Source organism: Dietzia sp. oral taxon 368 (genome assembly GCF_002999155.1).
GTDB lineage: Bacteria > Actinomycetota > Actinomycetes > Mycobacteriales > Mycobacteriaceae > Dietzia > Dietzia cinnamea.
On the sequence record NZ_CP027238.1, the window covers coordinates 24,419 to 47,473 of the forward strand.

A 23,055-nucleotide genomic window follows, 5' to 3' on the forward strand; every position below is an offset into this window, starting at 1 on the left:
TTGGCACGGGCGGCACGGCGGGCCGAACGCCCACGGTCACCCGGTGCCGCCACGCCGGGCGACACCGCCTGCCGGCCCGGCCGCGGAGCCCTCCTCGACCGAACTCGTCTCCCTCTTCCGGATCGCGATGGTGGTGTGGGTCGCGCCTCGCGCCTGCGCGGGTACGGCGACGACGACGAGGCCGGCTCTCGTCGCGAACGGCACAGCTCGCTCCGGGGACGGGCGGGCCGAGACCTACCTGTGCCGGTAGGCGGGCGCCGGCCGGGCGGGCAGCGTGGCCGCGGGGAGCAGCAACTCTGGGCCACGGGCCATGAGCACGCCGGCGAGCAGCGCGCCGAGTCCGCCCGCCGCCAAGTCCCCGACGGTGTCCTCGTAGGTCACGTAGATCTCGTCTGCGAGGTAGGCGTAGCCGAACCACTCCACCATCTCCCACATCGCGCCCAGCGCGAGCCCGAACGCCGTGGTGAGCACGACCGCGCCGGTGACGGTGAACCCGCGGGCACCCGGCGCCCGCACGATCCCGCGGTGTGCGCAGAACACGTACGCCACCACCGACAGGGCGCCGGCCAGGAAGAAGTGGATCGGGATGTCCCACCACCAGACGGTTCGGTAGAGGTCCACGACGTTGCTCCACGCCGCCACGAGCAGCGTGGCCGACACGGCGACGTCCGCCCACGCGCGCATGCCGAGGAACCGGGGCAGCATGAGTCCGGGTAGGGCGAAGGCCACGATGGCGGCGTCCGTCACCCCGTGGAACAGCAGGGCCGAGACCACGCTGAGGACGCCGAGCAGGCGCAGGGCGTCCGCCACCGTCTGGAATGCGCTCCCGGCGGGGCGCAGGAAGTTGTCGATCACGTCCGCCGGGCTCCTCCCTGTCCTCGCGTCTCGTCTCGCGGCCCACTGTGCTCCTCATCGCCCGGACCGGCCGGGTGCACCACAACGTGCACCGGCAGATGGTCCGAGGGCCACCCGCCCTCGTGGCGGAGCGGGTTGATCGCGGCGTCGGTGACCGAGAGATCGGGAGTGGCGAGGATCCAGTCGATCCGGGCGCCGTCCCGTCGCGGCCGCCGGTAGTCGGCGTAGGTGCCCCACTGCTCGCTGTGCCGGGCGCGGGCGACCCGCCAACTGTCCACCAGTACCCCGTCCGAGAGGAGTGCGCGCACGGCCGGGCTCGACGGGCCCGCGTTGAAGTCGCCCGTCACGACGGCCGGCAGGCCCCGTGCGGCCACCACCTCCAGGAGGGCACGGGCGGAGCGCAGCCGGGACCGGCCGGACAGCGGGTCGAGGTGTGTGTTGACCACCAGCAGGTCGCGACCGGTGACCCGGTCGCGAAGGTGCACCTCGACCATCACCCGGGGGAACAGGTTGCCCCAGGACACCGACCCGGCACGGTGAGGCGTGTCCGACAGGGCGGACTGTTCCCAGCCCAGCAGCTCGAGACGGGTCGCGTCGAAGAAGATCGGACACGCCTCTCCCCCGCCGCCCGCCGAGCGGCCACGACCGACGTGGTCGTAGCCCGGGCCGAGGGCCTCGAGCACGGTGGCGAATTGTCGGGCGGCCACCTCCTGCGCGCACAGAACGGTCGGCCGCTCGGATGTGAGAAGCGCCCGCACGCGCGGCGCCCGGTGATGCCACCGGTCCGCCGGCCGGGTGAGCGCAGCGGGCACCGGCCGCCGGATGTTCCACGTCATGACGTGGAGGCCGGGCGCGGGCACCGGGCCGACCAGCGGCGGATCCCCCACCGACGGCTCGGTGGCGGGGTCCGACCCGGCCTCGCGCTGCGCCATCTCCCCACCCCACACCGTTCTCGCCTCCGCATCGCTCCTGCCGGGCGACCTCCACCCTATTCGGCGCGCGGCCCGCTGCGGACCGGTCGCAACCGTGACACGATCCTCCCGTGGATCAACACACGCCGGTCGGACAGCAGTGCGTGGGGTGTCTGCCGGCCGCGCGGGTGTTCTTCTCCGCGGTCGTCCGCCGCGCCGGGGTCGGGCCCGAGCACACCATGTACGTCCCGAGCCGTCTCGACAACGACTTCCTGCCGGCGCGGACGGTCACCGGACAGGACGTGTGACCGTGCCCGCACCGCCGCCTCTACCGGTCCGGGACGGCGTCAGCCCCACCCGCCTGCGAGTCCCCGCCGACGGCTCGTGGGCGGGCATCGCCGAGTACATCGAGGCGAGGTTCGACCACCTCGACCCACGCGAGCTGCGGCGCCGGATCTCCGCCGGCGAGATCGTCGGCGCCGACGGCCGGGCGATCGACCACGACACACCGCTGGGCACGCACGAGTTCGTCTGGTACCACCGTGACCTGCCCGACGAGCCCACCCTGCCCTACCGGGAGGAGATCCTGCACCGCGACGACCACCTCGTCGTCGTCGACAAACCGCACTTCCTCCCCACCACCCCCTCCGGCCACTTCCTCCGCGAGACCGCACTGGTCCGGCTACGCACCCGCCTGGGCAACGCCGACATCACGCCGATCCACCGACTCGACCGCGAGACCGCCGGGGTGGTCATGTTCTCCGCCCGCGCCGACACCCGCGGCGCCTACCAGTCCATGTTCGAGCGGAGAGAGGTCACCAAGGTCTACGAGGCCGTCTCCGCGCGCCCGCCCGGGTGGGACCCGGCCGCGCCGTTTCTCGCCGGCCGCCCGGCACCCGTGACCCACCGCGAGCACATCCGGTCGCGGCGCGGCGAGCTGCGCGTCACCCTCCACCCCGGGCTACCGCCCAATTCCGAGACCCTCGTCGACGTGCTCCGGACCGGACACAGCGCCTCAGGGCGGCTCGTCGTCCAGACTCTCCTCCGGCCCCGCACGGGGCGGCTCCACCTAATGCGCGTGCACCTCGCCGCGCTGGGGATCGGCATCCTCGGCGACCGGCGCTACCCCGACCTGCTGCCCGAGGCCCCCGACGACCCCGACCTGCCGCTGCAACTCCTCGCCCGCGAGGCCCCGGGGCGGGAAACAGGGACCGCGCGTTCTCACCCGTCGACGTCACCCAGATGGTGTTCGACGTCGTGCACGATGTACTGGCACAGAGAGGCGATGGTGAAGACGTAGCCGTCGCCGCGTCGACCGGTCCTGTCCCGGTCCGCGGGGCCGACGCGGTCGAGAACCTTCAGCGTCCGAGCGGTGGTGGCGTCGAGTCGGCGGGCGAGATCGTCCGGGTCGCTGCGCCAGTACCCGTGCTCGACGACCGCCGCCTCGCCGTCGAAATCGTCGTAGGTCGGCTCGGCTCGGTCGAGCATCGCCGCTATGCGGTCCCCCAGGACTTCGATGAGGTCACGGCAGTGGCCCGCGTACTCCAGCGGCGACCACACCCGCGGCGACGGTCGCCGCTCGACCCCGGTCCGCCGGAGGACGGCGAGCCACCGGTCGCGGGCGGAAGCCAGTCGGTCGCTCGTGAAAGCCGGGTCGTGAGGCCGGTATCCACAGTCGTCACAGCCAGACTCGAGAACGGTCGTCCAGTCTTTCGTGTCCGGCAGCGAGGGTTCGGGAGGGGTGTCCATGCCTCCACCGTCTCACCCTGGCACCGGGCCCGCGGCCTGATCGGCCCGGTCGGCGACGTCAGCCGTTCTCCGGGAGCCAGTCGGCGAACCGGTGGGTGGAGGCCTCGGCGAGCCACATCTGCCAGAGCGGGCCGAAGGACACCCGGCGCACACCGAGTTTCTTCAGGGCCGCCAGGTCGCCGGCGCCGTGTCCCCTCACCGGATGGGCGGTCGCGTTGACGGGGATCGTCACCGCCTGCACGAGACGCGTCAGCTGATCGGCGGTCGTCACGCCCACCGGGTACACCGATCGCGCTCCGGCATCTTCCATGAGCGCGATACGGGCCTCGGCTTCCGCCACCGGGTCCGGGAAGACGTCCGTTCCCAGCTTGACGGCATCGGTGCGTCCGTTGATGACGAAGGGGACCCCGGCGTCATCAGCCGCGCGGCGAGCGGCGGCGATGTAGTCAGCGTGCTCCTGACGGTCCCGGACGCGTTTGCCCTCGCGGTGCACGACGTCCTCGATGTTCGCGCCGACGGCCCCGGCCTCGAGCAGGCGGGTGATCAACTCGGCAGGGTCGAGACCGTAGCCCGACTCGACGTCCGCGCTGACGGGAACGGACACCGCGTCCGTGATCCGCTTGACCACGCGCAGGTACTCGGAGAAGTCCATCTTCTCCCCGTCCGCGCTGCCGATCGCGTCGGCGACGGGGTGGCTGCCCACCGTCAGTCCCTTGAAGCCGGCATCGGCGGCGACCCGGGCGCTCCAGGTGTCCCACACGGTCGGCAGGACCGTCAGCTCACCCGATTCGTGGAGCTCGGCCAGCGTGGTTGCTCGTGCACGTACGTCGGGCATCTCGATCCTCCTCTGGAACGGGAACTTTCGCCTCCCGACCCTACGCCGGTGGCCGAGCGGGCGGACCACCGTAGAGTGACCCGTATCACACATCGCCGCGCGCACTCCGGAGGTCACCATGAACCACGTCTACAGCGTCACCGAGATCGTCGGCTCCTCGCCGGACGGAACGGACCAGGCCATCGCCAACGCGGTCGCGGAGGCGTCGAAGACCTTGCGGAACCTCGAGTGGTTCGAGGTCCAGTCCGTCCGCGGCAAGCTCGACGGCGGGGCGGTCGCCCACTGGCAGGTGACCATCAAGGTGGGGTTCCGGCACGAGTCCTGACCAGACGCGTCCGGCCACCTCCGGGTTCCCGCGGATCCCTTTGTCCACAGGGCGTTCCGGCGGCTACACAGAACGCGCCGCGGGGCTGTCGCCGGCGCTCGGGAGCGCCGAGACTCGGGGCATGAGATTCGAGGACCTCCCCGACAACTGGAACACGCTCCCGCTCGACGACGCCCCGCTCGCCGCCGGCGTGATCGACCTCGTCCTAGGTCACCACGACCGCGGCCGGAACACGATGCTCATCCTCCCGTGCGACGAACACGACGTCGGCCTTGCCGCCCCCATCCTCATCAGCGACGTGGACTGGCTGTGCACATCGCACGAGCGCCGCGACGCGATGGCCGTCCTGCCAGCCATCGCGTCGCCCGGATTCGTCGTCGGCCTGTCCGCCAGGCGCCGCCTCCCCGACGAAGTGGTGCGGGGCTGGCTGCGAACGATCGAGGACGAGCTGGATGCGACGGGGCAGGCGCTCCTGGCGCTGGGGGTGGCGGACGTGGACACCGTGGAGATCGTCGGCGGCCGCGCCGCGCGCAACGGCAGCCGCGCGTGAGTGGGCGGCACGCGGCCCGGTGAGCCGCCTCTGACCACCGCTCGCGGATGACAGGAACCCGGCGTCCCGCCGCTACCATCGACCCTCGTGCCCGACAACTCGCAGGCCCCGGGAGCGGGCAGCATCGTCGACTACTCGGCGCTTCCCGGGCCGGGGGGGCCGCCGGTCGAAGCTGCCCGCCGTCGACTCACCGCGGTGGACCCTCAAAGTGGCGTTGTCCCAGCGTCCGTGGAGCTTCATCGCCTCCGGCGGCATGGCCGTGGGATTTCTCTGCAACGGGCTCACCCCCGTCGTCGTGGGCCGTGCAGTCGACGACGCGATCGCCACCGCCCGTCTGAACCGGCTCTGGTTATGGATCGGCGTGCTCGCCTGCGTGTTCCTGGTGGCGATGGTCGCCAACTGGGCCGCACGCTTCATGTTGGTCCGCAGTCAGCAACTCGTCAGCCACGACCTGCGCACCGCGGTCACCGACCGCATCCAGGACCCGCGCGGGTTCGCGGGCCGGGAACGCACCGCGGGCGGCCTGCTGTCCATCGCCTCGTCGGACACCACGCGCGTCGGGGACATCGTCATGATGACCGTGATGCCCGTCGCCGAGGCGGCGGCCATCACATACGGCGCGGCGATGATGTTCACGATCAACCCGTGGCTGAGCCTGGCCACCCTGGTCGGCGGCCCGGTGTTGGTCATCGTGGCGCTTCGGGTGGCGCGGCCGCTGCAGCGCCGGTCGGTGGGGCGTCAGCAGGCGATCGCCCAGGCCGCGGCCACCGCGACCGACGTGGTGCAGGGGCTGCGGATCCTCAAGGGCCTGGGCGCCATCGTCACCGTCCGGAGGCGCTACGACGAGGTGTCGGACGACGCCTACCGCAAGACCGTTCACGCCGACGCCGCCGAGGCACGACTCAACGGCGCCACCGAGGCGACCGGAGCCGTCTTCGTGTCCACGCTCGGGATCGCGGCGGGCGCGTTGGCGCTCGCCGGGCACGTCACCATCGGCGAGCTGATCACGGTGGTCGGCCTCACCCAGTTCCTCGTGGTCCCCATGACCATGTTCGGCCGCAACATCGCCTCCCGCTGGGCGTCGGCGGAGGCGTCCGGCCGACGGATACGCGAGGTGCTCGGCGCGGATTTCGAGCGCATCTCGGAGGCCGACGCCGCCACCACGGAGCGGTTCATCCGCGCCCTTCCGTCAGGCCTGACGGTCGTCGACGGCACCGACGCCGAGCTGATCCGCCTCCTCGAGTCACTGCCCCGCACGCGGGTGGCGGTCGTGCCCCACGCCGCCGACCTGTTCGACGGCAGCGTGGCGGACAACGTCCACCCCGATCGCGCGGCGGCGGAACACGCCCTGCGGGTCGCCTGCTGCGACGACATCCCCGACGGCCCCGACAAGCGGGTCGGTGAGAGCGGGCGGATGCTCTCGGGCGGTCAGCGGCAGCGCGTCGCCCTCGCGCGTGCCGTCGCGCTCGCCCCGGAGGTACTCGTACTGCAGGACCCCACCACCGCTGTGGACTCGGTGACCGAACAGAACCTCGCGGACAACATCGCCCGTGAGCGGATCGGGAAGACCACGATCGTCTTCAGCCCGGCCCCGGCGTGGAACGCCGTCGCGGACGCGCGGCTGACCGCACGGCGACTGCGCGAGACCGCGGAGGGTCTGCTCGTGGGGGCCGAGGGATGACGATGACGAGTTCGACACCACCCCTGAAGACCGACACCGCCATGAGGTTTCCGGTCGCCTCCGCGGGCCAGGTCCGTCGCGAGGTGGCCAGGCAGCTCTCCCGGGTCCGCCACGCCGGACGGTGGCTGGCGCTGGCGTTGATCCTGCTGAGCCTCGGGGCGACCGCGGGTGTGCTCATCCCCCAGCTGATGGGTCGGATCGTGGACCTGGTCACCGGTGAACGCGGGGGGTCGCTGTGGCAGATCGGCGGACTGCTGTTGGCGGCGGCGGTCGGCGGCGCGGCGCTCAGCGCATCCGGCTTCTACCTGGTGGCCCGGCTGTCCGAGCGGGTGATCGCCAACCTGCGGCAGGACATGGTCGGCACCGCACTCGGACTGCCCACCCACCGGGTGGAGGACGCGGGCTCCGGCGACCTCGTCAGCCGGTCCACCGATGACGTGGCCGAACTGTCCTCGGCGGTCACCGAGACCGTCCCGACGCTGTCCACCTCGGCCCTGACGGTCGTGGCGACAGTGATCGCGCTGTTCGCCCTGGACTGGCAGTTCCTCGTCGTCCCCCTCGTCGTCGCGCCCGTCTACTACCTCGCCGCGCGTCGTTACCTCGCCAAGGCCCCGGACCGCTACGCCGCGGAGCGCGCGGCAATGGCCGAGCGGGCGCGACGGGTCCTCGAGGCCATCCGTGGCCGGGCGACCGTACGCGCCTTCTCGCTCGAAGACCGGATGCACACCCGGATCGGCAACGCCTCCTGGGACGTGGTGCGCAAGGGCATCCGAGCGCGCACGACGATGCTCGTGCTCAACGTCTGGATGCTGGTGGGCGAGTTCCTCATGCTCGCGATCGCTCTCACGGTGGGCTACCACCTCGTCGCCACCGGCTCCCTCACCGTGGGCGCGGTGACCGGGGCGGTGCTCATGATCATCCGCCTGCGGGGTCCGCTCATGACCTTCATGCGCATCCTGGACGTGGTCCAGTCGGGCTACGCGTCGCTGTCCCGGATCGTCGGCGTGGTCGTGGACCCGCCCGTACCGGTGCCCGACAGCGGTGTCGAGCCGCCGCAGGGCCGGGTCGACCTGCGCGATGTGAGCTTCAGCTACGGCGACTCGTGGGCGGTGCGCGACATCAGCTTCTCCATCGAACCGGGTCGGACCGTCGCGATCGTCGGTGCGTCGGGCGCCGGCAAGACTACGGTCGCCGCTCTGCTGGCGGGCCTCCTGGTGCCGGATGCCGGCGAGGTGCTCGTCGACGGTTACCCGGTGTCATCGCTGTCCGATCGGGAGCGCATCGCTCGTCTGGCCACCGTCAGCCAGGAGGTCCACGTGTTCTCGGGGACCCTGCGCCACGACCTCACCCTGGCCCGGCCCAAGGCCACCGACGACGAGCTGCTCGACGCGCTGCGCCGGGTCAACGCCTCCGCGTGGTTCGAGCGCCTGCCGGAGGGGCTCGACACGATCGTCGGGGCGCGCGGGCTCCAGCTGGATCCGGTCGCCGCGCAGCAGCTGGCCCTGGCCCGCGTCCTCCTGCTCGATCCGGCCGTCATCGTCATGGACGAGGCCACGGCCGAGGCCGGCTCGGCGGGCGCGGAGGCGTTGGAGCGCGCAGCCGACGAGGTCATCCGCGACAGGTCCTCCCTCGTGATCGCCCACCGGCTCGATCAGGCCTCTCGCGCGGACATCATCCTCGTGATGGACTCCGGACGGATCGTCGAGCGCGGCACCCACGACGACCTGGTCGCTCACGGCGGGATCTACCACCGACTGTGGGCCGCATGGTCCGCCGGCCGGCGGGCGACGGCCGTGGACAGCACCCCGGGCCCGGCCTAGAACGGGCCCGACCGGGGTGAGCGACGTCGGGAAACCCGGCGAGCGAGCGCGAGTTGGACCACACTGCGGGGGAGGCCGTCCCCGACTCCCGGTCCGTACGCGCGGAACGGGGCGCCCATCGGCCCGCCCGGGCTCCGACACCGTCGGTCCGACCTGGGGGATGATGGTGGGCGGCCAGATGGCGCAGTTCCACAAGAACACGATCAGCCCGAAACGAGAAGAGTCGACATCCATGACCCAAGGTCCCCAGAAGATCATTTACACCCTCACCGATGAGGCCCCGCGACTCGCGACCGAGGCGTTCCTCCCGGTCCTCCGCACTTTTGCCGAGCCCGCCGGTATCGCCGTCGAGACCAGTGACATCTCGGTGGCCGCGCGCATCCTCGGTGCGTTCCCCGAGCGACTCACCGACGAGCAGAAGGTGCAGGACAACCTGGCCGAGCTCGGTCGTCTGACTCAGGACCCGGACACCAACATCATCAAGCTGCCCAACATCAGCGCCTCCGTCCCGCAGCTCACCAAGGCGATCGCCGAGCTCCGGGAGAAGGGGTACGACCTCCCCGATTACCCGTACGACCCCAAGACGCCCGAGGAGAAGGAGATCGCCGAGCGATACGGCTCCTGCCTCGGCAGCGCGGTGAACCCCGTGCTGCGCCAGGGCAACTCCGACCGGCGCGCGCCGAAGGCGGTCAAGGAGTACGCGCGGGCGAACCCGCACTCCATGGGCAAGTGGTCGATGGCGTCGCAGACCCACGTCGCGCACATGACCCACGGCGACTTCTACGCCGGCGAGAAGTCCATCATCCTGGACCGCGCCTGCGACGCCCGCATGGAGATCGTGACCCCGGACGGCGAGACCCATGTCCTCAAGACCGTGCCGCTCGAGGCCGGCGAGGTCGTCGACTCGATGTTCATGAGCAAGAAGGCGCTCCTGGACTTCTACGAGGAGCAGCTCGACGACGCCAAGGAGACGGGCGTCATGTTCTCGCTCCACGTCAAGGCCACCATGATGAAGGTCAGCCACCCGATCGTGTTCGGTCACGCCGTCCGCGTGTTCTACAAGGACGCGTTCGCCAAGCACGGCGAGCTCTTCGACGAGCTGGGCGTCAACGTGAACAACGGGATGGGCGATCTCTACGACAAGCTCGAGTCCCTGCCGACCTCCAAGAAGGAGGAGGTCATCGAGGACATCCACCGCTGCCACGAGTCGCGCCCGGAGCTGGCGATGGTCGACTCGGCCCGCGGCATCACCAACTTCCACTCCCCCTCCGACGTCATCGTCGACGCCTCCATGCCCGCGATGATCCGTATCGGCGGCAAGATGTACGGTGCCGACGGCCGTAAGAAGGACACCAAGGCCGTCATCCCGGAGTCCACGTTCGCGCGGATCTACCAGGAGATCATCAACTTCTGCAAGACCAACGGGGCGTTCGACCCGCGGACCATGGGCACCGTGCCCAACGTCGGCCTGATGGCGCAGAAGGCCGAGGAGTACGGCAGCCACGACAAGACCTTCGAGGTCCAGCACGGCGGTGTGGCCAACATCGTCGACGCCGCCACCGGCGAGGTCCTGCTCTCCCAGAACGTGGAGGCGGGCGACATCTGGCGCATGTGCACCGTCAAGGACGCGCCGATCCGCGACTGGGTCCGGCTCGCCGTGGACCGCGCCCGCGCCTCGGGCATGCCGGCCGTCTTCTGGCTCGATCCGTACCGGCCGCACGAGAACAACCTCATCACCCTGGTGAAGAAGTACCTCGCCGAGCACGACACCGAGGGCCTGGACATCCAGATCATGTCCCAGGTGCGCGCCATGCGGTACACCCTCGAGCGCGCCTGGCGTGGCCTGGACACCATCTCGGTCACCGGCAACATCCTGCGTGACTACCTCACCGACCTGTTCCCCATCCTCGAGCTGGGAACCAGCGCCAAGATGCTGTCGATCGTGCCGCTGATGGCCGGCGGCGGCCTGTACGAGACCGGCGCGGGCGGCTCCGCGCCCAAGCACGTGCAGCAGCTCGTCGAGGAGAACCACCTGCGCTGGGATTCGCTCGGCGAGTTCCTCGCGCTCGGCGCCAGCCTCGAGGACGTCGGACGCAAGTACGACAACCCCAAGGCCGCGATCCTGGCCCGGACGCTGGACACCGCTACCGGCAAACTGCTGGAGAACCGGAAGTCCCCGTCGCGGGAGACCGGTGAGCTCGACAACCGGGGCAGCCAGTTCTGGCTCTCGCTGTACTGGGCCCAGGAGCTGGCCGCGCAGTCCGACGACCCAGACCTGGCGGCCCACTTCGCGCCGCTGGCGGGCAAGCTCGACGCTGAGAAGGACACCATCCTCGGCGAGCTCCTCGAGGTGCAGGGCAAGCCGGTCGACCTGGGCGGTTACTACCAGCCCGCGATCGACAAGCTGAAGGAGGCGATGCGTCCGAGCGAGACGTTCAACGCCGCCCTCGCGAGCATCTCCGGCTGACTTCCACGCCGCAGCCGCACCGCACCCCGGGCCCGCCCCGGGGTGCGGTGCGCCATTTCCCGGGAGAATCGAGAGACCGACGTTTCCGACGCGACCGACTACCCGGCCCCACGACACGTGTGGCCACTCCTGCTCGCCGCGGTGGAGGACCTCCATGACCGGGGGTTCGCCGGCATCCGCGCCCTGCCGTACTTCGGTCCCGTCGGCTACTGGCGACTAGAGGTCACCACCGCCGACAACCTCCCGAACGGGGTGGATCTCCCACCCAGGGACGACGACGCGGTGTTCCGGGTCACTGAGGGCGCCTTCCCCCACGTCGGGGACCTCACCGTCTCGATCCGCACGAGCGCGCGGGACGTGGCGGACGAGATCCTGCGCGGCCTCGGCTCCCCGAGCCAGGTGCGGTACTTCAACGATGCCGACTACTGCCGCTGGTTCGCCGCGATGAGGCACCGTGCCGAGGAGATCGGCGCTCCCCCGTCTGCCTTCGAGGACTTCCACTCCGGCTGGCGCTGCGGCACGGAGGAGATCGACCCGCCGCCGGGGTGGGCGGGCGCCACGTAGGAGTGACGTCAAGAGAAGATGTTCAGCTGTCGAGCGCGGCCTTCATGCAGCGCATCGCGGCCAGCGTCTTGGGCACGCCGATGTAGGGCATCAGGTGCACGAAGCACTCCGCCACCTGCTCCCGGCTCATCCCGGCCACATCGATGGCCGTCTTGATGTGGCCGGTGAGTTGCGGCTCTGTCCCGCCCATCGCGGCCAGGGCGGCCATGTTGAGCATCTGGCGATCGCGGAGCTCCAGGCCGTCCCGCTGGTAGGTTCCACCGAACACCGCGCCGACCACCCAGTCGGATGCCCCGGGCGCGAACTCGTCCAGCTGCTGCTTCCATGCCGCCGCCGACTCCGGGGACTGCGTCTCCTCGACGAACCGGTTGCCCTTGTCCATGCTCAGTTCCACGGTGATACTCCTCGATGGATCGGCGAATGTCCTGGTCAGGCTAACAGGGCAGCCCGTAGGCCCGTCCCGGCCAGGTACGGGGTGGCGGACCCGCAGGGCCCCCATGAACCGGTCCATCACCCGGACGCGCTTACGCGACGACGCGGAATCGTGATAGCTTCGTTCGTCGGCTTCACAGCCGTACTCAAGCATCGATGACACGACACGCGAGGGTCCACGCAGGGACCTTCTGACACGGCACGGTCGATCAACCCCACCCGCCGGACGTCAGGAGACTCCTTGTCCTCATCCCATACTGCCCCTGCGCCTGTCCCCGGCCGTGCCGGTTGGATGATCGCGGTCGCCGCCGCCGCGGCGTTCCTCGCCACCTTCAACGAGGCCTTCCTCAACGTCGCCTTCACGCCGATCATGAACGACTTCGGCGTCGACGTGAACACCGTGCAGTGGCTCACCACCGGGTATCTGCTGGTCGCCGCCGTGTTCGTCCCTGTCTCGAACGTGCTGTACCACCGCTTCCCGACCCGGCAGTTGTTCGTCTCGGTCGTCGCGGTCATGGTCATCGGCTCGATTATGGGTGCCCTCGCCCCGTCCTTCGAGGTACTGCTGATCGCCCGCCTGCTCCAGGCCATCGGGACGGGTCTGCTCACCCCGATCGGCATGAACATCACGCTGGCCGTCTCGCCCCGCGAGAAGCTCGGGCTGAACATGGGCATCATGGCCGCGATGACCACCCTGGGGCCTTCCCTGGCGATCGTGCTCTCCGGCGTGCTGCTGACGTTCGCCCCGTGGACCACCCTGCTGTGGGTCTTCGGCGCCTTGACCCTGCTCGTCCTGATCGCGGGCGCGATCGCGCTGCGCACCGTGGCTGACCTGGGCCGCCCCGTACTGGACATCCCGTCGTTCCTGCTCGTCGCGGTCGGCCTGGTCGGCATCCTCTATGGCATCTCGGCCGCGTTCGGCGGTGCTCCGGTCTACGCCGCGCTCTCGGCGGTCATCGGCCTCGCCGCTCTGTGGGTGTTCGTCGTCCGTCAGCGTCGGATCGCGCACCCGCTCATCGACATGCGACCGTTCTCCAACCGCGCGTTCGTCCTCGGCGTGTCGATGACCATGCTGGGCCTGGTGTTCGTCTTCGCGATGAACGTCGTGATCCCGCTGTTCCTGCAGGCGGCTCAGGGCATCTCGCCGCTGGGTGCCTCGCTCACCCTCGCGCCGGGCATCCTGCTCACCGTGGTCGCCGGGCCGGTGGCCGGCCGCCTGTTCGACCGGCACGGTGGCCGCTGGTCGATCCCGCTCGGCTTCCTCGTGATGGCGGTCTTCGTCACCGGCGTCGGCATCGCCGCCGGGTACTCGTCGATCCTGCTCTTCGGCCTGCTCTACATCCCGGCCGTCCTGGCCACCGCCCTGGTGATCGGGCCGTCGCAGACCTTCGCGCTGTCCAGCCTGGACCGCGACTCCGCGCCGCACGGCGTGACCGTGGTCTCGACCAGCTTCCAGATCGCGGGCTGCGTGGGCACGTCGCTGGCCGCCGGCATCTACGGCGCCGTCTCCGGCGCCAACCTCGACTCCGGGGGCGACGAGTCCGAGTCCCTGCTCACGGGCTTCCGCAGCGCCGTCGGTGTCGTCGTCATCGTCTCCCTCCTCGGGATCGCGCTGGCGTTCGCCGCGAACCGGGCGGCGCGCACCGCCCGCCCGTCGGCGTCCGAGACCGGGTCGCGCCCCGTCGACTCCGTCGAGTCGATCATGAAGACCGACGTGTACGCACTGTCCTCCACGGACACGGTCCTCGACGCCCTCACCACGTTCGGTGTCCGCGGCATCTCCGGCGCCCCGGTCCTCGACGCTGACGGCGCGCTGGTCGGATTCCTCTCCGACGGCGACGTCATGCGCTACCTGTCGGCGGCGCACCCGTCGTCGACCTCGATCTACTCCTACGCGATCGGGGCCGACGACGACCTCGTCGACGCGATGGCGGACCTCGCGGATCTCAACGTCATGCGGTTGGCCACCCGGGAGGTCGTGACGATCGACGCCGGAGCCTCGATCGCCGACGCCGTCGCCGCGCTCTCGGACGCACACCTCAAGAAGGTGCCGGTCGTCAGGGACGCAGGCGCGATGGTGGGCATCGTCAGCAGATTGGCGATCAACCGACTGGCCATCACCAGCTACCTGGACTCACGCGCCGGGTCGACGGAGTCGGCAGCCGTTCCCGCTCACTGAGCCGACACGCCCGCCTCAGCCGACCGCGCCCCCGCCGAAATGTTCCGACGGGGGCGCGGTGGTCTCTGTCAGCGTCCGCTGCGTACCGGCCTGCTGCGACGAGACCCCCGCCCGGCACCGCCCGTCGCCGGGGTGCCCAGCACCCGCCGCCACCGTTCCGGCATCGGCGCCGACACCACAACGTCGCGGCCGTCGGGCAGCGGGATGACCATCCTCGCGGCGTGTAGGTGGAGCCCGGAACCGCCACGCGACGCGACCACACTGTCGAACCGGGGGTCGCCGTACCGGTCGTCGCCGGCGATCGGATGTCCGGCGTGCTGCAGATGGACGCGGATCTGATGCTTGCGGCCGGTGAAAAGCCGCACGTCCACCAGGGTGGCCCAGTCCCCCACGCGCCTTCGGACCCTGACGTGGGTCTCCGCGCGCTGGCCCCGCGGGTCCACCACCACATCGGCGTCTCGCCTCCGGAGCGGCGCCTCCAGCACCCTGAGGTTCGCAGGCCACTGCCCCGCGACGATCGCCAGGTAATGCCGTTCGATCTCCTTCTCCCGATCGCGCAGCATCTCGTGGAGATGACGCAGCATCGGCGGGGTCTTGGTAAGGACCAGGACCCCGGAGGTGTCGCGGTCGAGCCGGTGGCCCAACTCGAGACCGGGCAGGTCGGGGCAGAGGAATCTCAGCGTCTCGATGACGCCGGCGGGCATATCCGAGCCTCGGTGCACGGCCACCCCGGCGGGCTTGTCCACCACCAGTAGGTTCGAGTCCTCGTAGAGGACGGCCTTGGCCATCCGGTCGAGTAGGGCGGTAGGTGGCCGCGTCACCGTCGTGGCGGGGGCCCCGGCTTGCATCGCGGGGAGGTCGATCACATCGCCCTCGGCGAGCCGGTAGTTCTGCTCGGCTCGGTGACCGTTCACCCGCAGCCTGCCCTGGCGCAGAAGCTTGAACAGCAGCCCCGCCGGCACACCCCTGAGCTGGGATCGCAGGAACTTGTCCAGCCGACGGCCGGCGTGCCCTTCATCGACGACAATGGTGGCGGCCGGTCGCGAGACCGTGGTCGTGGCCGGGACGGGGGTCGGCGCGGTCAGACGGCGGGCGGGCGGGGGCCGGCCGCCTGCCGCGCGCTGTGACGTCATTTCGGCGGGCTCAGGGCAGCCTGGCGCGGTTGAGCGTGCTCAGGTCCTCGTTGACGTCCGAGAAGATGGCACTCACGTCCGTGATCCCGAAGCCTGCGAGACGCTCGGTGTGCATCGCGACGTAGGCCTCGGCGTTCGCGCGGGTGTCGAAGAGATAGATCCCTCCGGACCGGCCGGCCGATTCGTCCTCGATCCACACCTTCCAGAGGAAACCCGGCTCGGCGTTGATCGACTCCGCCAGCCCTCGGAACGCCTCCGCCATCTCCGCGCCCCAGGGGCCGCGCATCGAGAAGTTCACCTGTACCACTACAGCCATCGTCGCCCTCCCGGCCCGTCTCGAAACACCAGGATACCGCTGGTGGATGGATCAGCTTTCCGGTGAACCGACGTCCTCCGCCTGCCCGGGGTGCGGAGCGCGGGCCTGCGCCTCAGCCCACACCCGTCGCCAGTGCTCGGCGAGCGAATCAATGGTCTCGTGGGCGTTCAGCCCGCTGGGCTGCGGCACGACCCACAGCTCGACGCCCTCCGGCCACCCGGGCAGTGTCGTGCTGTCCTGCCTTCCCACGGTCGCGCCGGGGCGGGAGAACGCGGTCCGGAACGCGGTGATCCCCACGATGGCCACGACCCCCGGGCGCAGCATCTTCGCGCGCTCCGCGAGACGCGCTCCACCTTCCCGCAGCTCCTCGCGGGAGAGCTCGTCCGCGCGCGCGGTCGCGCGCCCGACGAGGTTGGTGATCCCGATGCCGGCCGCGAGGAGTTTTCCCTCGTCCGCGTCGGAGAGTCCGGCCGAGGCGTCGACGAGGTCGTCGGTGAGCCCGGCGCGATGGAGAGACGGCCAGAAGCGGTTGCCGGGCCGTGCGAAGGGCGCGTTGACGGCCGCGGTCCAGAGGCCGGGGTTGATGCCCACGATGAGCAGCCGTAGCGCGCCGGGGTCGACCGGCAGGACGTCGTCGACGCCGTCCTCTTGCAGATCGGCGAAGGCGGCGAGATCCTGCTTCGTCGGTCGCCGACCCCGCAGCGGGGAGGGCCGCCGGGGTCGCGCCCTCACGCCCACGGCGACAGCGTCACACCCGTCGTGGGCGCTGCCGGACTCACGCCTCGAGCACGTAGCGGAGGATCTCCACCACCTGGTCGGTGGTCGTGCACCAGGCTTGGGCCTCCGCGTCGACCTCCTTGAGCGGGTGGACGATCTCCGCATCGTGGAGCGTCACGTAGGGCTTGCCGAGGGCCGCGCAGTAGCCGGCGTCGAAGGCGGCGTTCCACTGCTTGTACTTCTCCCCGAACCGCACCACCACCAGGTCGCTCTGCTCGATCAACGTGCGCGTACGAATCGCGTTGACCTTCGCCGACTGGTGGTCGCGCCAGAAGGGGCTGTCGGTCTCGCCGAGGTGGTCGCCCGCGGCGTCGCTGGCCGGGTGGTCGGTGACCGGCGCGGTGAAGGTGACATCGAGGCCCGCGGCCGTTGCGCCGCTCCGGATCTGGTCGCGCCAGTCAGTGTGGATCTCGCCGGACAGGTACACGGTGAAGCTCATGACCACACCATCCATGAGTGCGGCGACCGCGGCAACTTCACCCCCGCGAGCCTGAGAATCGACTCATCTCCTCGCCAGAACGTCACCCGTGGCGGCCGTGCCGGTCAGGCCCCCAGTGCGATGCGGTGAGCTCGATGTGGGGAGGACTGTGATCAGGCGGGCAGCGTATCCGCGCAGTTGCTGTGGCGGCGCAGACTGGCACGGCTCCCCCGGGCACGACGGTCGGCCCGGGGAAGCCGTGCTCCCCGCTACCCGATCAGGTACGCGAAGCCCCGGCCGGACTCTTCGAGTCCGCGGAGGAATCGTCTCGTCCGGTTCACGTAGTGGTCCACGTACTCCGCTTCCGACTCGTTGCCCGGCTCATCTCCGTCACGAGGGGGCAGACAGGGAACGAAGTCCGCACGGGTGAGTGTGTCCAGATCATCGGCGATCGGGGCGACGTCCTCTGGCGGGATCGCCCGAACCCACGGCAGCCACCCTTCCCAGTTCGCGAGCGGCGTCACGTCGCCCTCGAACATGCGATACGCCGGGCGGGGTTCGTCAGTCGGATCAGACGGTGACGTCATCAACTGCAGATTTCTCCACGCCTTGTCCAGGTAGAGCATGTCCTCCTCCCGAGGGCCCTGTCGAAAGTCGGTCGCGGCGACCGTGGACCCGGGCGGAAAACCCCAGGCATCCGCCAAGGGGTCGGCGCTGATGTAGGCGCGCGGGTCGGCGAGCACGCCCTGGGTGGCGTCGGCGTCGAAGGCATATGCGTAGTAACGGATTCCCATGAGCCCAGCATCGCGGAGAGCGACGTGCTGAGAAGCTCGTGCGCGGCCACCTGTGGATGAAGGATCCGGCTTCGGCTCGCCTGTGGAGAACCAGCGGGCCGGTCACGCGGTGGTGTAGGCGACGAGCGCTGAACAGTAAGCCGAGACTCCGACCCGCGTCACGGCGAGTCGAGTAGGTCGATTCCGTAGTCCGCGACGACGGCCCGTACCTCGGCCAGGTAGCGCAGCGCCTGCTCGGTGAGCGGAATGCCGGAGTGGCTGATCCAGCCGATCTCGATGCTCTCGTCCACGTCGAGCGGGATCGCCACGATCTCCGGGTCGAGGTCGTCACTGATGATGCCGGTCGAGATGGTGTACCCGTCGAGTCCGATCATCAGATTGAAGATGGTCGCGCGGTCGGCGACCCGGATCTCCCGCTTGCTCGACAGGGTGGAGAGGATCTCTTCGGCGAAGTAGAACGAGTTGTTCGCCCCCTGGTCGAACGTGAGCCGGGGCAGGTCGGTCAGGTCACCGAGCGTGACCCGCTCGCGGGCGGCCAACGGGTTCTTCCTCGAGATAAAGATGTGCGGGACCGCCGCGAAGAGCGGGTGGAAGACGAGACCGGAATCGCGCAGGAGTTTGTCGATGACCTTCCGGTTGAAGTCGTTGCGGTACAGGATGCCCACCTCGCTCCGGAGCGTCCGGACGTCCTCGATGATTTCCCAGGTCCGCGTCTCGCGAAGAGAGAACTCGTACTGCTCCACGTCAGCGGACCGCACCATTCTGATGAACGCCTCGACCACGAAGGAATAGTGCTGCGCGGAGACCCCGAGCAGTCGGCGGGACGGTGGCTGGCCGAGATACCGCTGCTCGAGCAGGGACATCTGCTCGACGACCTGTCTGGCGTAGCCGAGGAACTCCGCACCCTCCTCGGTCAGCGTCACACCCCGGGCGGACCGCGAGAGCAGCGTGCGCCCGACCCTGGACTCGAGGTCCTTCATCGCGGCGGACATGGTCGGCTGGGCGACGTAGAGGAGCTCCGCCGCGCCCGTGATCGACCCCTCCGCCGCGACCTCGATGAAGTACTCCAACTGTTGCAGCGTGATGCCCCTGGATGCCCTGCCCATAGGCACAGACTATAGAGACGCATAGCAAACGGTAGTTACCCGATGCCTGAACTGGGGCTGCAGGATGAGGGCACAGATTTTCCGCAAGGCCGAGCCCGGCCGATCGAGACCCGCATTGGATGTACATGTCGGACGACTTCGCGTTCAGCATCACCACCACCCGCTTCGACGAGGACTACTCACCGTCGGAGAATTCCCGCACCACCACGAACTTCGCCAACCTGGCACGGGGCGAGCACCGCCGGCAGAACCTCCGCCGCGCCCTCGCCATGATCGACGACCGGTTCAACGGACTCGCCGGCCGGCACGACCCGAGCCGGGACCGCTACACCGTCGAGCTGGAGATCGTGTCCGCGGATCTGCAGTTCACCTCGGCAGGCGAGAGCCAGCGGTTCCCGCTGATCGAGGTCCTGGACGTCCAGATCCTCGACCGGGACACCGGTGAGCGTCACCCGGGCATCGTGGGGAACAACTTCTCGTCCTACGTCCGGGACTACGACTTCAGCGTTCTCCTGCCGGCGGCCAACGAGAACACCGCTGAGTTCACCGTGCCCGACGACTTCGGCGACCTGCACGGCAGACTCTTTCAGCGCTTCGTCGCCTCGGAGGCGTACCGGGAGCGCTTCTCCGCGGAGCCGGTTATCTGCATCAGCGTGTCGACGAGCCGGACCTACCGCCGGACCGGACACCACCATCGCGTCCTCGGTACCGAGTACCAGCAGGACGACTTCTCGCTGACCGACGAGTACTTCGCCCGGATGGGGCTGGAGGTCCGGTACTTCATGCCACCGGGCGGCGTCGCGCCGCTCGCGTTCTACTTCCGCGGTGACCTGCTCCACGACTACACGGACCTGCAGCTCATCGGCACCATCAGCGTGATGGAGACCTTCCAGAAGATCTACCGTCCGGAGATCTACAACGCTCACTCCCCTGCCGCGGACGTCTACCGCCCGACCCTGGATCACGGCGACTTCTCGCCCACCCCGATCGTGTACGACCGCGAGGAGCGCAACCGGCTCGGCAAGGCGCAGGGCAGGTTCACGGAGGAAGCCCTCATGAAGCCGCACCGAGCGCAGCTCGAACAGTGGGCCGCCCGCTACCCGGTGCTCGTCGGATGAGCACCAGAGGAGAGTCGATCATGTCCCCGATCCTGCCCACCACCACCGTCGGCAGCCTGCCCAAGCCGTCGTGGCTAGCACAGCCGGAGACCCTCTGGTCGCCCTGGAGGTTGGAGGGCCCCGAGCTGATCGAAGGTAAGCAGGACGCGCTGCGTATCGCCGTGAAGGAGCAGAGCGATCACGGCATCGACATCGTCAGCGACGGCGAGCAGACGCGGCAACACTTCGTGACGACCTTCATCGAACATCTCGACGGGGTCGACTTCGAGCAGCGCGAGACCGTGCGCATCCGGAACCGCTACGACGCCAGCGTGCCCACCGTGGTGGGCGCCGTGAGCCGCGAGAAGCCGGTCTTCGTGGACGACGCGACGTTCCTGCGGCAGCAGACCGACAAGCCCATCAAGTGGGCTCTCCCCGGGCCCATGACGATGATCGACACGCTGTACGACCGCCACTACTCCAGCCGCGAGGCGCTGGCGTGGGAGTTCGCGGCGATCCTCAACCAGGAGGCGCGAGACCTCGAGGCCGCGGGGGTCGACATCATCCAGTTCGACGAGCCGGCCTTCAACGTCTACTTCGACGAGCTCAAGGACTGGGGCGTGGCGGCCCTGGAACGCGCGGCCGAAGGACTGCGCGCCGAGACCGTCGTCCACATCTGCTACGGCTACGGGATCAAGGCCAACACCGACTGGAAGGCGTCGCTCGGCTCGGAGTGGCGGCAGTACGAGGAGTCGTTTCCCCTCCTGCAGCAGTCCGGTATCGACATCATCTCTCTGGAGTCCCATAACTCCCGCGTCCCGATCGACCTGGTCGGGCTACTGCGCGGCAAGAAGGTCATGCTCGGGGCGATCGACGTGGCGAGCGAGAAGGTCGAGACTCCTGAGGAGGTCGCGGACACGCTCCGCAGCGCGCTCGAGTTCGTGGACGCGGACAAGCTCCTGCCGAGCACCAATTGCGGCATGGCGCCCTTGTCGCGGGACGTCGCACTCGCGAAGCTCAGCGCACTCAGCGCTGGAACACGCCTCGTCCGCGAGGAGCTCGTCACCTCTCACGCCTGACGGATCGGGCCGGGTCTGCGAGCGCCGGCCCCGCCCTGCATGCGATGCCCCCGACCGCCACGACCCCGGGCCACCAACGACCGCCGCGGCACTCCGGTCAGCGCCCCGCCCGATCTCCGGAGAGGTCGAGGCCGCCGAAGTAGTGCGCGAGGACGAATGCCATGGCGACGCCGCCGGTGGCTGCAGCGGCCCTGTCCTTCGGAGATCCCACGCGGCGTGCCAGCGCGCCACCCGCCGCGAGATTGAGCACGCCCCAGGCCACGTTGTGCAGTGGCGGGGACAACCCGACTCCCGGGGGCGTGGCGAAGGGCGTCGGGAACCGCTCGCCGGTCATTCCCTTGACCGTGTGCGGCACGGCGTCGGCGAGCAGGGCGCCGCCAAGGCCCGCAGCGATCACACCGGTCACCTCGCGTAGAACAGTCACTGGCTCCCCTCTCCGTCTGCGCGACCGGCTCCGCGCTCCCCTCTGACAGAGATCCCCGGACGTCGTACCGGGCAACCACGAAGTCGCGGTTGCGATCGCACCCCTTCAGCTCGAGGTCGAACGCGCCGCCGAAGAGTGGCTTGCCCGAACCGAGGGTCACGGGCGCGATCGAGACCACCACCTCGTCGAGCATCCCCGCCCCGGCGAACTCGGCTGCCAGCCCGCCGCCACCCATCACCCACACATCGCGACCACCGGCCGCGGACTCCAGCGACTCGCGGTGATCAGACGGGGCGCCCGCGACAAAGGAGACGTGGTCATTCACCGCCTCCAGCTCCCGGTGGGTGAACACGAAGGTGGGGATCTCGGGCAACCAGTCACGGTCGTGTTCGAGCACCCACGCGTACGTGGACGCCCCCATGACCTGCGCCCCCACCTCCGTGAGGAACGCGTCGGTGCTGCCCGGCCCGTTCTCGTCGATGTCCTGCTTGAACAGCCAGGCCAGCGAGTGGTCGTCGTCCGCGAGGAATCCGTCGAGGGTCGTGGCGGTGGAGTAGCGGTAGCGGGTCATGACAGTCCTCCTGAGGCGCGGCGGTGCCACATGATCGGGTCGGGATCGAGGTGCCTGATGTCGACGCCGGCCTGCGCGAGCATCCAGCGCGCGAGCTGGCGGCGGTGGGCCGAGAACGTGAGGGTGTGGGCGACGATCTGCGACAGCAGGAACGACTCGGGTGGGTCACAGAGCGCGTCGACCACCCGGTCGCCCCACGCGCCACGGCGTTCCACATCGCGTGTCATGGCCAGCCACCGCGCGGCGATCTCGGAGTGCCGCCTGCGGAGACTCGCGACGTCGTCCTCCACGCCGAGGTCCGGCTCGTCCTCCCCCTCGATGCACGCGAGCCAGGGCAGCTTGTCCAAGGCCAGGTGGTGCAGGACGTTCGCGAGCGTCGTCTCGTCACCCGCCCACTCGAGCACCCTGTGTCCCGGCAACCTCTCGGGCCGGAACTCGTCGTCGTCAACCCCCTCGGCGGCGGCGAGCACCGCGGCGGTGTCGTCGAGGTCGTGCCGGATCATCAAGGCGACGACGTCGCCGGCCGAGATCTCCCGTCCCGCGTCGACGTAGAGCACCGTCGGGGAGTGGAAATGGATGCCGTTCGGTGCAGGCAGCCAGTGGCCCCGGTCGTGTCGCGGCGGCATGGCGCCAGGAGGGCACCCGAACGCCCGCGAGAACGCGCGCGAGAATCCCTCGACCGAGTCGTATCCCGCTGCGAACGCCGCATCGGTGACGCTGCGTCCTCCTTGGATCTCCCAGGCCGCGCGCTCGAGGAGGACACGCCGCCGCATCGCCGCCGGCGCTTCTCCTGCCGCCCGGCTCACCTGACGACTGAAGTGGAACGACGACGAGTGGGCGTCCGCCGCGAGCGTGTTCAGGACTGCGCCGCCTTCGTGCTCGGCGAGAACGGCGTCGAGCAGCTCGCGGATGCGATCTCGTCCCGGGCGTCGTGCGGTCATGCTGTGATTATCAGTGGAACGGGGCGCCCTC

At 69.8% G+C, this 23,055-nt stretch carries 25 protein-coding genes and 1 pseudogene; 11 read left to right on the forward strand and 15 right to left on the reverse strand.

Annotated elements, in window-relative coordinates; genetic code table 11:
• Positions 1-36 precede the first annotated feature (36 nt).
• From C3V38_RS17465 to C3V38_RS00145, 3 genes are read right to left on the reverse strand one after another with little or no spacing between them, the layout of a single operon-like run.
• Positions 37-204, reverse strand: a complete 168-nt coding sequence (locus C3V38_RS17465; protein ID WP_165001047.1) for a hypothetical protein — start codon at positions 202-204, stop codon at positions 37-39.
• A gap of 30 nt (positions 205-234) precedes the next feature.
• Positions 235-855 carry a hypothetical protein gene (locus C3V38_RS00140; RefSeq protein WP_106384837.1) on the reverse strand — a complete coding sequence of 207 codons (621 nt, stop codon included), beginning with the start codon at positions 853-855 and terminating at the stop codon, positions 235-237.
• Positions 852-1,787, reverse strand: a complete 936-nt coding sequence (locus C3V38_RS00145; protein WP_106384838.1) for an endonuclease/exonuclease/phosphatase family protein — start codon at positions 1,785-1,787, stop codon at positions 852-854. Before C3V38_RS00145 ends, C3V38_RS00140 begins: the two co-directional genes overlap by 4 nt.
• 110 nt (positions 1,788-1,897) lie before the next feature.
• On the opposite strand from C3V38_RS00145, the gene C3V38_RS17470 reads away from it, so the two are divergent.
• Positions 1,898-2,074, forward strand: a complete 177-nt coding sequence (locus C3V38_RS17470) for a hypothetical protein (protein WP_165001048.1) — start codon at positions 1,898-1,900, stop codon at positions 2,072-2,074.
• A complete protein-coding gene (locus C3V38_RS00150) occupies positions 2,071-3,066 on the forward strand; it encodes a pseudouridine synthase (RefSeq protein WP_254426031.1) in 996 nt (331 codons plus the stop codon). Before C3V38_RS17470 ends, C3V38_RS00150 begins: the two co-directional genes overlap by 4 nt.
• On the opposite strand, the gene C3V38_RS00155 is transcribed toward C3V38_RS00150, so the two are convergent.
• Both C3V38_RS00155 and C3V38_RS00160 read right to left on the reverse strand, forming a co-directional pair.
• Positions 2,988-3,515 (reverse strand): DinB family protein, encoded by a 528-nt coding sequence (locus C3V38_RS00155; protein ID WP_067718532.1) that lies wholly within the window; start codon positions 3,513-3,515, stop codon positions 2,988-2,990. The two genes, C3V38_RS00150 and C3V38_RS00155, sit on opposite strands and share 79 nt — an antisense overlap.
• A gap of 58 nt (positions 3,516-3,573) precedes the next feature.
• Positions 3,574-4,350, reverse strand: a complete 777-nt coding sequence (locus tag C3V38_RS00160; RefSeq protein ID WP_106384839.1) for an isocitrate lyase/phosphoenolpyruvate mutase family protein — start codon at positions 4,348-4,350, stop codon at positions 3,574-3,576.
• A 118-nt stretch (positions 4,351-4,468) separates the two neighbouring features.
• On the opposite strand from C3V38_RS00160, the gene C3V38_RS00165 reads away from it, so the two are divergent.
• The 6 genes from C3V38_RS00165 (at position 4,469) to C3V38_RS00190 (ending at position 11,757) form a co-directional block, all read left to right on the forward strand.
• A complete protein-coding gene (locus C3V38_RS00165) occupies positions 4,469-4,675 on the forward strand; it encodes a dodecin (RefSeq protein WP_007629964.1) in 207 nt (68 codons plus the stop codon).
• A 121-nt stretch (positions 4,676-4,796) separates the two neighbouring features.
• Positions 4,797-5,225 (forward strand): hypothetical protein, encoded by a 429-nt coding sequence (locus C3V38_RS00170; RefSeq protein ID WP_067718538.1) that lies wholly within the window; start codon positions 4,797-4,799, stop codon positions 5,223-5,225.
• Positions 5,226-5,433: 208 nt separating this feature from the next.
• Positions 5,434-6,906 carry an ABC transporter transmembrane domain-containing protein gene (locus C3V38_RS00175; RefSeq protein WP_371412131.1) on the forward strand — a complete coding sequence of 491 codons (1,473 nt, stop codon included), beginning with the start codon at positions 5,434-5,436 and terminating at the stop codon, positions 6,904-6,906.
• A 41-nt stretch (positions 6,907-6,947) separates the two neighbouring features.
• Positions 6,948-8,726, forward strand: a complete 1,779-nt coding sequence (locus C3V38_RS00180) for an ABC transporter ATP-binding protein (RefSeq protein ID WP_106386295.1) — start codon at positions 6,948-6,950, stop codon at positions 8,724-8,726.
• Between the two features lie 232 nt (positions 8,727-8,958).
• Positions 8,959-11,193 (forward strand): NADP-dependent isocitrate dehydrogenase, encoded by a 2,235-nt coding sequence (locus C3V38_RS00185; RefSeq protein WP_106386296.1) that lies wholly within the window; start codon positions 8,959-8,961, stop codon positions 11,191-11,193.
• 141 nt (positions 11,194-11,334) lie between these two features.
• Complete coding sequence (locus C3V38_RS00190) at positions 11,335-11,757, forward strand: hypothetical protein (RefSeq protein WP_129591143.1); 423 nt, start codon at positions 11,335-11,337, stop codon at positions 11,755-11,757.
• A gap of 22 nt (positions 11,758-11,779) precedes the next feature.
• Here C3V38_RS00190 and C3V38_RS00195 read toward each other — a convergent pair whose 3' ends face one another.
• On the reverse strand, positions 11,780-12,151 hold the full coding sequence (locus C3V38_RS00195) for a carboxymuconolactone decarboxylase family protein (RefSeq protein WP_061227613.1): 372 nt from the start codon (positions 12,149-12,151) through the stop codon (positions 11,780-11,782).
• Between the two features lie 330 nt (positions 12,152-12,481).
• Here C3V38_RS00195 and C3V38_RS00200 point away from each other — a divergent pair, with 330 nt between their 5' ends.
• The gene (locus C3V38_RS00200; protein ID WP_106384841.1) at positions 12,482-14,368 is read left to right on the forward strand and encodes an MFS transporter; all 1,887 of its coding nucleotides are present in this window, start codon (positions 12,482-12,484) and stop codon (positions 14,366-14,368) included.
• Positions 14,369-14,436: 68 nt separating this feature from the next.
• Here C3V38_RS00200 and C3V38_RS00205 read toward each other — a convergent pair whose 3' ends face one another.
• From C3V38_RS00205 to C3V38_RS00230, 6 genes are all read right to left on the reverse strand, one after another.
• Positions 14,437-15,501, reverse strand: coding sequence for an RluA family pseudouridine synthase (locus tag C3V38_RS00205; RefSeq protein WP_232303019.1), 1,065 nt, complete (start codon positions 15,499-15,501; stop codon positions 14,437-14,439).
• A gap of 10 nt (positions 15,502-15,511) precedes the next feature.
• The gene (locus tag C3V38_RS00210) at positions 15,512-15,817 is read right to left on the reverse strand and encodes a monooxygenase (protein WP_061227611.1); all 306 of its coding nucleotides are present in this window, start codon (positions 15,815-15,817) and stop codon (positions 15,512-15,514) included.
• Between the two features lie 51 nt (positions 15,818-15,868).
• Positions 15,869-16,555, reverse strand: a complete 687-nt coding sequence (locus C3V38_RS00215; RefSeq protein ID WP_061914292.1) for a mismatch-specific DNA-glycosylase — start codon at positions 16,553-16,555, stop codon at positions 15,869-15,871.
• A 37-nt stretch (positions 16,556-16,592) separates the two neighbouring features.
• Positions 16,593-17,033: a YtoQ family protein gene (locus C3V38_RS00220; RefSeq protein WP_063935310.1), complete on the reverse strand. Its 441-nt coding sequence runs from the start codon at positions 17,031-17,033 to the stop codon at positions 16,593-16,595.
• A 248-nt stretch (positions 17,034-17,281) separates the two neighbouring features.
• Positions 17,282-17,806 carry a DUF1877 family protein gene (locus C3V38_RS00225; protein WP_007631358.1) on the reverse strand — a complete coding sequence of 175 codons (525 nt, stop codon included), beginning with the start codon at positions 17,804-17,806 and terminating at the stop codon, positions 17,282-17,284.
• 158 nt (positions 17,807-17,964) lie between these two features.
• Positions 17,965-18,912, reverse strand: coding sequence for a LysR family transcriptional regulator (locus C3V38_RS00230; protein WP_043567952.1), 948 nt, complete (start codon positions 18,910-18,912; stop codon positions 17,965-17,967).
• Between the two features lie 125 nt (positions 18,913-19,037).
• On the opposite strand from C3V38_RS00230, the gene C3V38_RS00235 reads away from it, so the two are divergent.
• Both C3V38_RS00235 and C3V38_RS00240 read left to right on the forward strand, forming a co-directional pair.
• Positions 19,038-20,030, forward strand: a complete 993-nt coding sequence (locus C3V38_RS00235; protein ID WP_061227675.1) for a putative oxygenase MesX — start codon at positions 19,038-19,040, stop codon at positions 20,028-20,030.
• A 20-nt stretch (positions 20,031-20,050) separates the two neighbouring features.
• Entirely contained in the window at positions 20,051-21,088 is a 1,038-nt protein-coding gene (locus tag C3V38_RS00240) for a methionine synthase (protein WP_106384842.1), read from the forward strand.
• Positions 21,089-21,185: 97 nt separating this feature from the next.
• On the opposite strand, the gene C3V38_RS00245 is transcribed toward C3V38_RS00240, so the two are convergent.
• From C3V38_RS00245 to C3V38_RS00255, 3 genes and pseudogenes are all read right to left on the reverse strand, one after another.
• Positions 21,186-21,512 (reverse strand): hypothetical protein, encoded by a 327-nt coding sequence (locus C3V38_RS00245; RefSeq protein WP_198150711.1) that lies wholly within the window; start codon positions 21,510-21,512, stop codon positions 21,186-21,188.
• Positions 21,513-21,693: 181 nt separating this feature from the next.
• Positions 21,694-22,083, reverse strand: a pseudogene (locus C3V38_RS00250) (dihydrofolate reductase family protein); the annotation flags it as partial.
• Entirely contained in the window at positions 22,080-23,024 is a 945-nt protein-coding gene (locus C3V38_RS00255) for an AraC family transcriptional regulator (protein ID WP_106384843.1), read from the reverse strand. The gene C3V38_RS00255 and the pseudogene C3V38_RS00250, both read right to left, overlap by 4 nt.
• Positions 23,025-23,055: the final 31 nt, after the last annotated feature.

Bases quoted from the DNA above. Each gene is read 5' to 3' on its own strand.
- C3V38_RS00255 (WP_106384843.1), bottom strand. From the start codon at position 23,024: ATGACCGCACGACGCCCGGGACGAGATCGCATCCGCGAGCTGCTCGAC.
- C3V38_RS00170 (WP_067718538.1), top strand. From the start codon at position 4,797: ATGAGATTCGAGGACCTCCCCGACAACTGGAACACGCTCCCGCTCGAC.
- C3V38_RS00155 (WP_067718532.1), bottom strand. From the start codon at position 3,515: ATGGACACCCCTCCCGAACCCTCGCTGCCGGACACGAAAGACTGGACG.
- C3V38_RS00180 (WP_106386295.1), top strand. From the start codon at position 6,948: ATGAGGTTTCCGGTCGCCTCCGCGGGCCAGGTCCGTCGCGAGGTGGCC.
- C3V38_RS00145 (WP_106384838.1), bottom strand. From the start codon at position 1,787: ATGGCGCAGCGCGAGGCCGGGTCGGACCCCGCCACCGAGCCGTCGGTG.
- C3V38_RS00240 (WP_106384842.1), top strand. From the start codon at position 20,051: ATGTCCCCGATCCTGCCCACCACCACCGTCGGCAGCCTGCCCAAGCCG.
- C3V38_RS00220 (WP_063935310.1), bottom strand. From the start codon at position 17,033: ATGAGCTTCACCGTGTACCTGTCCGGCGAGATCCACACTGACTGGCGC.
- C3V38_RS00165 (WP_007629964.1), top strand. From the start codon at position 4,469: ATGAACCACGTCTACAGCGTCACCGAGATCGTCGGCTCCTCGCCGGAC.
- C3V38_RS00235 (WP_061227675.1), top strand. From the start codon at position 19,038: ATGTCGGACGACTTCGCGTTCAGCATCACCACCACCCGCTTCGACGAG.
- C3V38_RS00200 (WP_106384841.1), top strand. From the start codon at position 12,482: ATGATCGCGGTCGCCGCCGCCGCGGCGTTCCTCGCCACCTTCAACGAG.
- C3V38_RS00230 (WP_043567952.1), bottom strand. From the start codon at position 18,912: ATGGGCAGGGCATCCAGGGGCATCACGCTGCAACAGTTGGAGTACTTC.
- C3V38_RS00225 (WP_007631358.1), bottom strand. From the start codon at position 17,806: ATGGGAATCCGTTACTACGCATATGCCTTCGACGCCGACGCCACCCAG.
- C3V38_RS00210 (WP_061227611.1), bottom strand. From the start codon at position 15,817: ATGGCTGTAGTGGTACAGGTGAACTTCTCGATGCGCGGCCCCTGGGGC.
- C3V38_RS00205 (WP_232303019.1), bottom strand. From the start codon at position 15,501: ATGACGTCACAGCGCGCGGCAGGCGGCCGGCCCCCGCCCGCCCGCCGT.
- C3V38_RS00185 (WP_106386296.1), top strand. From the start codon at position 8,959: ATGACCCAAGGTCCCCAGAAGATCATTTACACCCTCACCGATGAGGCC.
- C3V38_RS00160 (WP_106384839.1), bottom strand. From the start codon at position 4,350: ATGCCCGACGTACGTGCACGAGCAACCACGCTGGCCGAGCTCCACGAA.